The 14,709-nt window shown below is 64.2% G+C and carries 1 protein-coding gene; it reads left to right on the top strand.

Features of this window, described 5'->3' with window-relative positions:
* Window positions 1-152 precede the first annotated feature (152 nt).
* Window positions 153-14,709: amino acid adenylation domain-containing protein (locus tag ACODTD_RS22645; RefSeq protein ID WP_489105232.1), on the top strand; the 14,557-nt coding region annotated here is incomplete at its 3' end.

The following is a 14,709-nucleotide window of genomic DNA, read 5'->3' as shown; positions in this document are numbered from 1 at the left end:
ATCGGCGCCATGACTGATCGGTCACGGGGCTTGTCCCCGCTTCCCATGTCAGACACCCAAGCCCCGATGTTTTAGTTTTTCCAGGCTGCGCGCGACCGCACGGACTCGCCGCTGCGCGCTCCTTTTTCCCGAATTTACAGCAGGTTACCCCCATGCAATTTCGCGAGCTGATGGCTGTTATTTCCACCCATGCGATCCGCCTTCAACAGGACGATGAAGACCTGGTCATTCTGGGCAACGACGACGCGCTCGACGATGCGTTGTGGGACAGCCTCGCCAAACACAAGGCGCAGTTGCTGGAGCTGGTGGCGAGCCACGGCGGCGACTGGTCGAGTCCGGCGCTGCGCATCACCCCGGACATGCTGCCGCTGGTGCAACTGGATCAGCCGGCCATCGACCGCATCGTCGCCACCGTGCCGGGCGGCGTGGCGAATGTGCAGGACATCTATCCGCTGGCGCCATTGCAGGAAGGCATGTTGTATCTGCACCTGGCGGCTGGCGAAGGCGATCTGTATGTGCAACAGGCGCAGTTCACCTTCGACAATCACCCGCGCCTCGATGCATTTGCCCAGGCACTGCAATGGGTGATCGACCGTCACGACATTCTGCGTACCTCGTTTGTCTGGGAGCGCCTGGACGAGCCGGTGCAAGTGGTCTGGCGCCAGGCGCCGCTGGTCTGCGAAGAGGTGGAAGCCGACACGTCCACCGATGTGTTCAGTCAGTTGCAGGCGCGCTACGACGCCCGTCATTTGCGCCTCGATCTGCAACAGGCACCGCTGCTGCGTCTGGTGTTCGCCCGGGATCCGGCGCAGGGCCGGATCGTGGCGCTGCTGCTGTTCCATCACATGATCATTGACCACGTTGCGCTGGACGTGGTGCGCCGGGAAATCCAGGCCTGGCTGCAAGGGCAGACCGAACAGGTCGCGCCGGCGGTGCCGTTTCGCAATCACTTGGCGCGGGCGCGCATGGCGCTCGATGAGCAGGCCCACGAAGCGTTCTTCCGCGAGATGCTCGGCGATATCGACGAGCCGACGTTGCCGTGGGGCTTGCAGGATGTTCACGGCGGCGGACAGGACTTCGAAGACGCGCAACTGATGCTCGGCGACGCACTGAACCTGCGACTGCGCACGCAGGCGCGGCAACTCGGTGTGAGCGTGGCGAGCCTGATGCACCTGGCGCTGGCGCGGGTGTTGGGCCAGTTGTCCGGGCGCACCTCGGTGGTGTTCGGCACCGTGTTGCTCGGACGAATGGAGGCGGGCGACGGCGGTGAGCAGGCGTTGGGCATGTTCATCAACACCTTGCCGTTGCGGGTCGATGTCGGGGCGCAAAGCGTCCACGACGGCGTGCTCGCCACGCACCGTCGGCTGAGCGCCTTGCTCGCTCATGAACAGGCCTCGCTGGCATTGGCCCAGCGTTGCAGCGCGTTGAGTGCGCAGACGCCGTTGTTCAGCGCCATGCTCAATTACCGTCACAGTGCTGTCGGTGACGTTGCCGAGGTGATCGACCTGGCCCCCGGTGTCCAGGTGTTGAGTGGCAAGGAACCGACCAACTATCCGCTGACCCTGAGCGTCGATGATCTGGGCAGTGGTTTCCGGTTGTCCGCCATCGCTCCGAGCGGCATTGGCGCCGAACGCGTTTGCGGATACGTGCAAACCGTTCTAGACGCCTTGCTCGATGCCCTGGAGCAATCGCCCGAGACGCCGATCAACCAGTTGCCGGTTTTGCCGGCACACGAGCGGCAGCAATTGCTGGAGGGCTTCAACGACAGTCACGTCGATCTCGATCTGGAACAGACCGTTCACCGTCTGTTCGAGGCGCAGGTCGAGCGTACGCCGCAGGCCGTCGCGTTGCAGTCCGGCGCGCAGTCACTGACGTACGTTGAACTCAATATGCGGGCCAATCGCCTGGCTCATCGGTTGCGCGAGTTGGGTGTCGGGCCGGATACGCCGGTGGCGATCTGTGTCGAGCGCGGACCTGAACTGGTGATCGGTCTGCTGGGCATTCTCAAGGCTGGCGGTGCTTACGTGCCGCTGGATCCGGCCTACCCGGCGGAACGCCTGAACTACATGCTCAAGGACAGCGCGCCAGTGGCGCTGCTGGCGCACGGCGCGACCCGAGCGCTGTTCGAGGCGGGCGGCGTGCCGTTGCTCGATTTCGATCAGGATCACTGGCAGGACTATCCCGAGCACAATCCTCAGGTGCCGGGCCTGAACGCTTCGAACCTGGCCTACGTGATCTACACCTCCGGCTCCACCGGCACGCCGAAAGGCGTGATGGTCGAGCACCGTGGCCTGGGCAATCTGCTTCATTGGAGCTCGCAGGTTTGCCCGCCGGTGGCGGACGGCGCCCTTTTGCAGAAAACCCCTTACAGTTTCGACGCCTCGGTCTGGGAGCTGTTCTGGCCGCTGACGGCCGGCCTGCGTCTGGTGCTGGCGCGTCCCGATGCGCACTTCGAACCGGCGTACCTGACGCAAGTGGTGCAGGAGCAGCGCATCAGCGTGATCCAGTTCGTCCCGGCGTTGTTGCAACAGTTCCTCGACGTGGAAAACGTCAGCCAATGCACCAGCCTTACGGATGTTTTCTGTGGCGGCGGCGAGCTGACGCCAGAGCTGGGCCGCCAGGTGCGCGAGCGTCTGCCGCAGGTTCGCTTGCATAACGTCTACGGCCCGACCGAAACCACTGTCGACAGCAGCGTGTGGACGCTGGAGCCATCGATGCCGGTGCCAGAGGCGCTGTTGCCTATCGGTCGGCCAGTCAGCAATACCCGTTTGTACATTCTCGATGAACAACTGCAACCGCTGCCGTTGGGCGTGGCCGGTGAGTTGTACATCGGCGGCGTGCAAGTGGCGCGGGGTTACTTGAACCTTGCGTCGCTCACCGCCGAGCGCTTCCTCGACGATCCGTTCAGCGATCAGCCGAACGCGCGGCTGTACCGCACGGGTGACCTGTGCCGCTACCGGGCCGACGGTAACCTTGAATACCTCGGTCGCAATGACGATCAGGTAAAGGTTCGCGGCCTGCGTATCGAACTCGGGGAAATTCAGACGCGCCTGACTCAACTCGCTACCGTGCTTGCGGCCGAAGTGCTGGTGCGCGAAGACGTGGCTGGCGATCCTCGGCTGGTGGCGTACTACACCGGCGGGCCGCTGGAGATCGGCGAACTGCGCAGCCATCTGCTGGAGCAGTTGCCGGATTACATGGTGCCGACGGCGTTCGTTCATCTCGCCGCCATGCCCCTGAGCCCCAACGGCAAACTCGACCGCAAAGCCTTGCCGGCACCGGATCAAAGCAGTCAGATGTTGCGCGGATATGAGGCGCCGGTCGGTGATGTGGAATGCCGCATCGCCGAAATCTGGCAAGCCTTGCTGAACGTCGAGCGGGTCGGTCGTCATGACAATTTCTTCGAGCTGGGCGGCCATTCCTTGCTGGCCGTGAAGCTGGTCGAGCGCATGCGCCAGCAGGAATTGAGCTGCGACGTGCGCGTCCTGTTCGGTCGGCCAACCGTGGCGGGGCTGGCGGCCACCCTGGGCGCGTCGTCCAGCGTTCAAGTGCCGGTAAATCGCATCACCCCTGACTGCCAACACATCACGCCAGACATGTTGCCCCTGGCCTCACTGGATCAGGCCGGCATCGACCGGGTAGTGGAAAGCGTCCCTGGCGGGGTCGCCAATGTGCAGGACATCTATGCGCTGGCGCCGTTGCAGGCGGGGATTCTGTATCACCACATGGCCGCGACTGCGGGCGATCCATACGTTTTGCAGGCGCAGTTCGTGTTTGACGGGATCAAGTCGATCAAGGCATTCGTGCGAGCCGTCAATGTGGTGATCGCGCGCCACGACATCCTGCGTTCCAGCGTGGTCTGGGAAGGCCTCGAAGAACCGGTGCAAGTGGTCTGGCGTGCGGCGCCACTGGCGCTTGAACGAGCAGATCACGAGGCACTGGAAGGCGACGTGCTGCAACAGATGCAGGCACGTTTCGACCCGCGGCACTATCGTCTGAATCTGGGCCGCGCACCGATGATGCGCTTCGCCTACACCGAGGATCCGCAGCAACAACGTTGGGTCGGCATCCTGCTGATGCACCACTTGATGCTCGATCACACCGCGCTGGAAGTGCTGGTGAGCGAGATGAACAGCGTGCTGCACGGTCACGCCGCCGAACTGGCGACCCCGGTGCAATACCGCAACTACGTCGCGCAGGCTCGGCTTGGCGCGAATGCCGAGGCGCACGAAGAGTTTTTCCGCCACATGCTCGGCGACATCGACGAGCCGACCCTGGCGTTCGGCGTGCAGGACGTGCACGGCGACGGCAGCGCCGTGGTCGACAGCCAGCTCACGCTGGACACCGCACTGGCCTTGCGTCTGCGCGAGCAGGCGCGGCGGCTCGGCATCAGTGTGGCGAGTCTGGCGCACCAGGCCTGGGCACAGGTCCTGGCGCAGATCAGCGGTCGGGACGAGGTGGTGTTCGGTACGGTGCTGCTGGGCCGGATGCAGGGCGGCGAGGGTGCCGACCGGGCGTTGGGCCTGTTCATCAACACCTTGCCGCTGCGGGTCAGCGTGACCGCCACAGCGGTGCGCGAAAGTGTGCTTGCCACCCATGAACGGCTGGCGCAATTGCTCGCGCATGAGCAAGCGTCACTGGCGCTGGCCCAGCGTTGCAGTGGGGTTTCCGGCTCGCTGCCGCTGTTCGGCACGTTGCTCAACTATCGCCATAGCGCGCCGCAGGCTGCGGGGCTGACGCTGGATGGCATTGAATTGCTCAGCTCCCGCGAGCGCAGCAACTATCCGCTGTTGGTCAGCGTCGATGACCTTGGCGAAGGTTTGCGTCTGAGCGTGCAAGCGGTGCCGGGCATCGACGGTGCGCGGGTCTGCGAGTACATCAATGTTGCCTTCGACAGTCTGGTGCAGGCGCTGGAGCAGACGCCGCAACGGGGCGTCGATCAGTTGTCGATTTTGCCGCCGGATGAGCGTCGGGAGTTACTGGTCGGGTTCAATTCCACTGAGCGGGAATACCCGTCAGGTTCGACGGTTCATGGTCTGTTCGAACAGCAGGTGAAACTGCATCCGCAAGCGGTGGCGGCGGTGCATGGCAACACCGCGTTGACCTATGAAGAGCTGAATCAACGGGCCAACCGACTGGCCCACCATCTGATCGGGCAGGGCGTACAGCCGGGCGACCCTGTGGCGATCCTGCTGCCGCGTTCCCTGGATCTGCTGGTCGCGCAACTGGCTATCGGTAAATGCGCAGCGGCTTATGTGCCGCTGGACATCAACGCGCCAGCCGAGCGGCAGGCGTTCATGGTGGAGGATTGCTCGGCGAAAGCGCTGCTGACCTTCAGCACTGAAACGGTTGATTACGCGGTGCGCCGGATCGATCTGGATTCGCTGCCGCTGGACGCGCAACCGGTCCACAACCCGGGCTTGCCGCAGTCCTCCGAATCCGTGGCCTATATCATGTACACCTCCGGCTCCACCGGCACGCCGAAAGGGGTGATGGTGCCGCACCGGGCCATCGGGCGACTGGTGATCAACAACGGCTATGCCGATTTCAATGCGCAGGATCGCGTGGCATTTGCCTCCAACCCGGCGTTCGATGCCAGCACGATGGACGTCTGGGGCCCGTTGCTCAACGGTGGGCGGGTGGTGGTGATCAATCACGACACCTTGCTTGATCAACACGTGTTCGGACAGGAACTAAAGGCTTCTGGCGTCACGATCCTGTTTGTCACTACCGCGTTGTTCAACCAGTACGTGCAGTTGATTCCGGAAGCCCTCAAAGGCCTGCGCATCGTGCTGTGCGGCGGCGAACGCGCTGACCCGGCCGCTTTCCGTCGCTTGCTGAGCGAGGCGCCGAACCTGCGCATCGTCCACTGCTACGGCCCGACCGAAACCACCACCTACGCCACAACCTTCGAAGTGCGCGAAGTGGCGGAGGACGCCGATAGCGTGCCAATCGGCGGCCCGATCTCCAACACCCAGGTCTACGTGCTCGACGCCCGTCAGCAACCCGTACCGATGGGCGTGACCGGCGAGCTGTACATCGGCGGGCAAGGCGTGGCGCTGGGCTATCTGAGTCGCCCGGATCTGACTGCCGAGAAATTCCTGCAAGACCCATTCAGCGAGCAACCGGGCGCGCTGCTGTATCGCACCGGCGACCTCGCACGCTGGCTCGCGCCGGGCCAACTGGAATGCATCGGCCGTAACGACGATCAGGTGAAGATCCGCGGCTTCCGCATCGAACTCGGGGAAATCGAAAATCGCCTGCTGAACTGCGAGGGGGTCAAGGAAGCCATTGTGCTGGCCCGTCAGGACGGTCAGGAACCGCTGCGCCTCGTGGCGTATTTCACCGCCGAAAAGGGCGTGGACAGCGCCAGCCTGCGCGAACAATTGCAAGCGCGCCTGCCGGAATACATGGTGCCCTCGGCCTGGGTGCAGCTCGATGCGTTGCTGTTGAACAACAACGGCAAGGTCGACCGCAAGGCCTTGCCGCTGCCGGATTCGAGCGCCTGGCTCAGTCAGGCATACGAAGCCCCGCAAGGCCCGGTGGAAACCGCGCTGGCGCAAATCTGGGCCGATGTCCTGAAGCTGGAAAAAGTCGGTCGCCACGACAACTTCTTCGAACTGGGCGGCCATTCATTGCTGGCGGTGAGCCTGATCGAACGCCTGCGCCGGATCGGCCTGAGCACCGACGTGCGCGTGCTGTTCAGTCAGCCGACCCTGGCCGCGCTGGCTGCGGCGGTGGGCCGCGGTCGGGAGATCGAAGTGCCGGCCAACCGCATTCCTGCCGGTTGCACCCACATCACCCCGGACCTGCTGAGCCTCACCGAACTGGATCAGACCAGCATCGACCGGATCGTCGCCAGCGTGCCGGACGGCGCTGCCAACGTGCAGGAAATCTATCCGCTGGCGCCGTTGCAGGAAGGCATCCTTTATCACCACTTGAGCGCGGAGCAGGGCGACCCGTACCTGCTGCAATCGCGGCTGGCCTTCGACAGCGTCGAGCGTCTGCGCACCTTCACCGACACCTTGCAGCAGGTCATCGCTCGCCACGACATCCTGCGCACCAGCGTTGTCCACGAAGGTCTCGCCACCCCTCATCAAGTGGTGTGGCGCCACGCCGAACTGGTGGTTCAGCACGTGACGCTGGACCCGGCGCAGAGCGACATCCTCAAGCAGTTGCACGAGCGTTTCGACGCCCGTCACTACCGCCTCGACATCAGCCAGGCGCCGCTGCTGCGCATGGTCTATGCCGAAGATCCGAAACAGCAACGCGTGGTGGCGATCCTGCTGTCCCATCACCTGATCCTCGATCACACGGCGCTGGAAGTGATCGTCGAGGAAATGCGCGGTGTGATGTTCGGTGAGGTCGATCACCTTTCGGCGCCGATTCCCTATCGCAATTACGTAGCTCAGGCACGCCTGGGGCTCAGCGAGCTGGAACACGAAACGTTCTTCCGCGAAATGCTCGGCGACATCGATGAGCCGACCCTGCCACTCGGTCTGCGGGACGTGCAGGGCGACGGTCACGGCGTCGAGGAAGCGCTGCAACCGGTGGCTGCCGAACTCAATCTGCGCTTGCGTGAACAGGCGCGACAACTGGGCGTGAGCGCGGCCAGCCTGATGCACTTGGCCTGGGCGCAGGTGCTGGGCGTGCTGTCGAACCGTCGCGATGTGGTGTTCGGCACGGTGATGATGGGGCGGATGCAGGGTGGTGATGGTGCCGACCGGGCGCTGGGGGTGTTCATCAACACCTTGCCGCTGCGCATCGATATCGGCGCCGGCGCGCGGGAAGGAGTCAAAGCGACCCACGCACGGCTGACGGCATTGCTCGGGCATGAACATGCTTCGCTGGCGCTGGCCCAGCGTTGCAGTGGTGTCGCGGCGTCGTCGCCGTTGTTCAGCGCCTTGTTCAACTACCGCCACAGCGCCCCTGCGCAGCCGTCACAAAACGGGCAGGGCATCTGGGAGGGCGTGCAAAAACTCGGTGGTGAAGAGCGCACCAACTATCCGCTGACCCTGAGCGTGGACGATCTGGGCGAAGGCTTTGCCTTGTCGGTGCTGGCGGTCAGCCAGATCGGCGCGCAGCGGATTTGCAGTTACATGCACACCGCGCTGGAGCAACTGGTGCAGGCGCTGGAACAGACGCCGCAAAAACCGTTGAACCGCTTGCCGATCCTTTCGACTGCGGAGCTGGAACGTCTGGTCGACGGCTTCAATCCACCGGTCACGGCCTATCCCCGTGGCGCGACGATTCACGCAATGGTCGAGGTGCAGGCCGAGCGCAACCCGCATGCCCTCGCCGTGATTCAAGGTGCGCAACAGCTGACCTACGGGCAGCTCAACCAGCGTGCCAACCGACTGGCCCATCATTTGATCGGTCTAGGCGTGCAACCGGACGACCGCGTCGCGCTCTGCGTGCGTCGTGGCCCGCAGATGCTGGTCGGCCTGCTGGCGATTCTCAAGGCCGGCGCCGGTTATGTGCCGGTGGATCCTGCGCATCCGGCGGAACGCATTGCCTACCTGTTGCAGGACAGCGATCCGGTGGCCGTGCTCGCACAGGCTTCGACCCGGGAGCTGCTGGGCATGATGCCGGTGATCGATCTGGACAGCGACGCCTGGCAACACCTGCCCGACAGCAACCCGCAACTGCCGTACCTGACTCCGGCAAATCTTGCGTACGTGATCTACACCTCGGGCTCCACCGGCCAGCCGAAAGGCGTGATGGTCGAACACGCGACCCTGGAAAACCTTGTGCACTGGCACGCCGAAGCTTTCGACCTGCACGCCGGCAGCCACACCGCCAGCGTGGCCGGGTTCGGCTTCGATGCGATGGCCTGGGAAGTCTGGCCGGCGTTGTGCGTCGGCGCGACGTTGCACCTGCCGCCGGAAACGGTGAGCAACGAGCACCTGGACGAGTTGCTCGACTGGTGGCGCGCGCAGCCGTTGCAGGTCAGCTTCCTGCCGACGCCGGTAGCCGAATACGCCTTCAGCCGCGAGCTGCAACACCCGACCTTGCGTACCTTGCTGATCGGTGGCGACAAGCTGCGTCAGTTCAACCGTGCACAAACCTTCGCAGTGATCAACAACTACGGCCCGACTGAGGCCACCGTGGTCGCCACGTCCGGCCCGGTGGAAGTCGGCCAGCCGCTGCACATCGGCCGGCCTATGGCGAACGCCCGCATCTATCTGCTCGATGACCAGCAACGTCCGGTGCCAGTAGGTGTCACGGGCGAGATGTACGTCGCCGGCGCTGGCGTGGCGCGGGGTTATCTGAACCGTCCCGATCTGACTGCCGAACGCTTCCTTACTGATCCGTTCAGCGATCAGCCGCAGGCGCGGATGTACCGCACCGGAGACCTTGCACGCTGGCTGGCGGACGGCAATATCGAGTATCTGGGTCGCAACGACGATCAGGTCAAACTGCGCGGCGTGCGGGTTGAACTGGGGGAAATCGAAGCGGCGCTGGCCAGCCATCCGGCGGTGCAGGACGCGGTGGCGCTGGTGCGCGACGGGCAGTTGCTGGCGTGGTTCACCGAGCGTGCGCCGGCCGATATCGAAGCCCTGCGCAATCATCTGCAAACCCGTTTGCCGCAAGCGCTGATCCCGGCGGCTTACGTGCGACTCGACGCCTTGCCGCTGACAGCCAACGGCAAACTCGACCGCAAGGTCTTGCCGGAACCGGATCAGAACGCCTGGCTCAGCCGTGAATACGCAGCCCCGCAAGGCCCGATGGAAACCGCGCTGGCGCAGATCTGGGCCGATGTCCTGAAACTGGAAAAAGTCGGACGCCACGACAACTTTTTCGAACTGGGCGGCCACTCGCTGCTGGCCGTGAGCCTGATCGAACGCCTGCGTCAGATCGGCCTGAGTAGCGACGTGCGTGTGCTGTTCAGCCAGCCAACGCTGGCTGCACTGGCCGCAACGGTGGGCAGCGGTCGCGAAATCGAAGTGCCGGCCAATCGCATTCCTGCTGATTGCATCCATATCGCCCCGGACCTGTTGAGCCTGGCGGAACTGGATCAGCCGAGCATTGACCGCATTGTTGCCACGGTGCCCGGCGGTGCTGTGAACGTGCAGGACATTTACCCACTGGCACCGTTGCAGGAAGGCATCCTTTACCACCACTTGAGCGCGGAGCAGGGCGATCCGTACCTGCTGCAATCGCGGCTGGCCTTCGACAGCGTCGAACGTGTGGAAGCGTTCGCGGCCGCGCTACGCCAGGTTGTTGCCCGTCACGACATCCTGCGCACGGCGGTGATCTGGCAGGAACTGGCCGAGCCGATGCAAGTGGTGTGGCGTCAAGTCGAGCTGCCGGTGCAGGAGATCGTGCTTGATCCGGCGGATGGCGACATCCTCGAGCAGTTGCACGGGCGTTTCGATGCCCGGCACTACCGGCTCGACATCAGCCAGGCACCGCTGCTGCGTCTGGTGTATGCCCGTGATCCGGTCCACGGTCGGGTGGTTGCGATGTTGCTGTTCCACCATGTGGTGATGGATCACACCGCGCTGGACGTGGTGCAGCACGAAATGCTCGCCTGCCTGCAAGGGCGCGAAGCCTCGCTGGGCGCGGCCGTGCCTTACCGCAACTACGTGGCGCAGGCGCGGTTGGGTGTCAGCGAGCAGGAGCACGAAGCGTTCTTCCGCGACATGCTCGGCGACATCGACGAGCCGAGCCTGCCGTTCGGCTTGCAGGATGTGCAAGGTGACGGTAGCGACATTGAGGAAACGCGACAGGCCCTGACCACTGCAACCGGCCAGCGTCTACGCAGCCTCGCGCGGCAACTGGGCATCAGCGTGGCCAGCCTGTTCCACCTCGCGTGGGGGCAGGTGCTGGCGGCGACGTCCGGGCAGGAGCGGGTGGTATTCGGCACGGTGCTGATGGGCCGGATGCAGGGCGGCGAGGGGGCCGACCGGGCGCTGGGGATGTTCATCAACACCTTGCCGCTGCGGGTCGATCTCGGAGATACGCCAGTGCGCGAAGGGGCTCGGGCGACGCATGCGCGGCTCAGTGCGCTGCTCGGCCATGAACACGCGTCACTGGCGCTGGCCCAGCGTTGCAGCGGCGTGGCCGCGCCTTCGCCGCTGTTCAGTTCGATGCTCAACTACCGGCACAGCGCCGACGAGGCGCAACAGCAAAACCTGCGTCAGGCCTGGCAAGGCATCGAGACCCTGAGCAGCGAAGAACGCACCAACTATCCGCTGAGTCTGGGTGTCGATGATCTGGGCAGCGGTTTTGTGCTCACCGCCATGACCCCGGCGAGCATTGGTTCGCAGCGCATCTGCGACTACATGCAGACCGCGCTGGAGACACTGGCGAATGCTTTGGAACAGGCACCGGATCAGTCGCTGAACCGCTTGCCGATCCTTGACAGCGCAGAGCGTCAGCATGTCGTTTACGACCTCAACGTCACCGGGACCGCAGACAATCTGGAGCACACCGTTCATGGGCTGTTCGAGGCGCAAGTGCAGCGCACGCCGCAAGCCATCGCGTTGCAGGCCGGTGAACAGCGGCTGACCTACGCCGAACTCAACGCACAGGCCAATCGACTGGCCCATCATCTGCGCGAACTGGGCGTGGGGCCGGATTCGCGGGTGGCGATCTGCGTCGAGCGCGGGCTGGAGCTGATGGTCGGTCTGCTCGGCATCCTCAAGGCGGGCGGTGCCTATGTGCCGCTGGATCCGGCGTACCCGGCAGAGCGTCTGGATTACATGCTCAAGGACAGCGCGCCGGTAGCGGTGCTGGTGCACGGTGCGACGCGTGAGTTGCTGGATGAGAGCACCGCGCTGGTGATCGATCTGGATCAGGCTCATTGGACATTCAACCCGGATGACAACCCGCAAGTGCTGGGCCTGAGCGCTTCGAACCTGGCCTACGTGATCTACACCTCCGGTTCCACCGGGGCGCCGAAAGGCGTGATGGTCGAGCATCGCGGCGTGGGCAATCTGCTGCACTGGAGTTCGCAGCTGTGTCCCGCCGTGACGGACGGCGCCCTGTTGCAGAAAACCCCGTTCAGTTTCGATGCCTCGGTCTGGGAGCTGTTCTGGCCATTGAGCGCCGGTTTGCGGCTGGTACTGGCGCGTCCCGACGGGCACCGCGAACCGGCGTATCTGGCGCAGGTGATTCGCGAGCAGCGGGTCAGCGTGATCCAGTTCGTGCCGGTGCTGTTGCAACAGTTCCTCGAGCAGGACGACGTCAGCCAGTGCAGCAGCCTCACCGATGTGTTCTGTGGCGGCGGCGACCTGACGCCGGCGCTGGCTCGCCTTGTGCGCGAGCGTTTGCCGCAAGTGCGTTTGCACAACGTTTACGGCCCGACTGAAGCCACGGTCGACAGCACGGTGTGGACGCTGGAGCCGTCAATGGCGGTACCGGACAGCGCGTTGCCGATCGGACGGCCGATCAACAACACCCGTCTCTACGTACTCGACGCTGCCAAACGGCCGGTGCCTATGGGCGTCATCGGTCAGTTGTTCATTGGTGGTGCCGGGGTTGCGCGGGGCTATCTGGGCCTGCCGCAATTGATGGCCGAACGGTTCACCCCGAGCCCGTTCGTGGCTGGCGATCGGCTGTACGCCACGGGCGACCTGGTGCGTTACCGCGCCGATGGCCAGCTCGAATTCATCGGGCGCAACGACTTCCAGGTCAAGCTGCGTGGCCTGCGCCTGGAACCGGGTGAAATCGAAGCGCAACTGCTCAGCCATCCGGCCCTGCGTGAAGCCGTGGTGCTGGTGCGTGAGGAACGTCTGGTGGCGTACTTCACCTGGCACGCCGAGGCCGGGCAACCTGGGATCGAGGCGTTGCGCGAACACTTGCTCGCACGCTTGCCGGATTACATGGTGCCGTCGGCATTCGTCGCGCTCGACAGCCTGCCGCTGAGCCCCAACGGCAAGGTGGATCGCAAGGCGCTGCCGGCCCCCGGTGCCGAGTCGGTGCTGGTGCGTGAATACGAGCCGCCGGTCGGCGAGACCGAAATCGCCCTGGCCCGGTTGTGGGCTGAGGTGCTGAAGGTCGAGCGGGTCGGGCGTCACGATCACTTCTTTGAACTGGGCGGGCACTCGCTGCTGGCGGTGAGCCTGATCGAACGCATGCGTCAGATCGGCCTGAGCACCGACGTGCGTGTGCTGTTCAGTCAGCCGACCCTGGCCGCACTGGCCGCCGCCGTGGGCAGCGGGCGGGAAATCGAAGTGCCGGCCAATCGCATCGCGGCCAATTGCACCCACATCACCCCGGACATGCTGACGCTGGTGTCGCTGGATCAAGCCGCCATCGACCGTGTGGTGTCCAGCGTGCCGGGTGGCGCTGCCAACGTGCAGGATATCTATCCGCTGGCGCCGTTGCAGGAAGGCATTCTTTATCACCACTTGAGTGCGGGAGAAGGCGATCCTTACCTGCTGCAATCGCGGTTGGCGTTCGACAGCCTTGAGCGTCTGCAGCGTTTCAGCGCGGCATTGCAACACGTCATTGACCGCCATGATGTTCTGCGTACGGGCGTGGTGTGGGAAGGCTTGAGCGTGCCGGTGCAGGCCGTGTGGCGTCAGGCTGAGCTCGTGGTGCAGGAGGTTTCGCTCGATCCTGCGGCCGGCGACATTCTTGAACAACTGCACGGCCGGTTCGATGCGCGGCATTACCGCCTCGACATTGCTCAGGCGCCGTTGCTGCGCCTGGTGTTCGCCCGTGATCCGGCCCATGGCCGGGTGGTGGCGATGCTGCTGTTCCATCACATCGTGCTCGACCACACCGCGCTGGAAGTGGTGCGCCACGAAATGCAGGCGTACCTGCGCGGGGCCGACGAGCCGTTGCCGGCGGCGGTGCCGTACCGCAATTACGTGGCGCAGGCGCGGTTGGGCGTCACGGAGCAGGAACATGAAGCATTCTTCCGCGACATGCTCGGCGACATCGCCGAGCCGACTTTGCCGTTCAGCCTGCGCGATGTGCGTGGCGACGGACGCGGCATCGAGGAAGTGCAGCAAGAACTCGACAACGGCCTGAACCTGCGCCTGCGCAGTCAGGCGCGGCAGTTGGGCATCAGCGTGGCCAGCCTGTTCCACCTCGCGTGGGCCCAGGTATTGGCGGCGACCTCCGGGCAAGACAATGTGGTGTTCGGCACCGTGCTGATGGGCCGGATGCAGGGCGGCCAGGGCGCTGACCGTGCGCTGGGCATGTTCATCAACACCTTGCCGTTGCGGGTCGATCTGGGGGAGACCCCGGTGCGCGAAGCGGTCAAGGCGACGCATCAGCGTCTCACCGCACTGTTGGGGCATGAGCATGCTTCGCTGGCATTGACCCAGCGTTGCAGCGGGATTGCGGCGACGTCGCCGTTGTTCAGCGCGATGCTCAACTACCGGCACAGCCATGGTTCAGAGCATTCGGACAGCGTGATTCAGGCCTGGCAAGGCATCGAGACCCTGAGCAGTGAAGAACGTACCAACTATCCACTGAGCCTGAATGTCGATGACCTGGGCAACGGTTTCTCGTTGATTGCCATGGTGCCGACGGACATCGGTGCGCAGCGGATTTGCGGTTACATGCAATCGGCGTTGGCGGGATTGGTTGAGGCGCTGGAACAGGCACCGACGCAGGCGATGAATCGCTTGCCGGTTCTTGAGGGGGCTGAGCGGCAGCGGCTGTTGTTCGACTTCAACGCGACCGACGTTGGTTATGACCTTCAGCAAAGCATCCATGGTCTGTTCGAGGCGCAGGTTTTGCGGTCGC

It is taken from the genome of Pseudomonas sp. FG35 (assembly GCF_057809295.1).
This window is presented reverse-complemented; position numbering and strand designations above follow the sequence as displayed.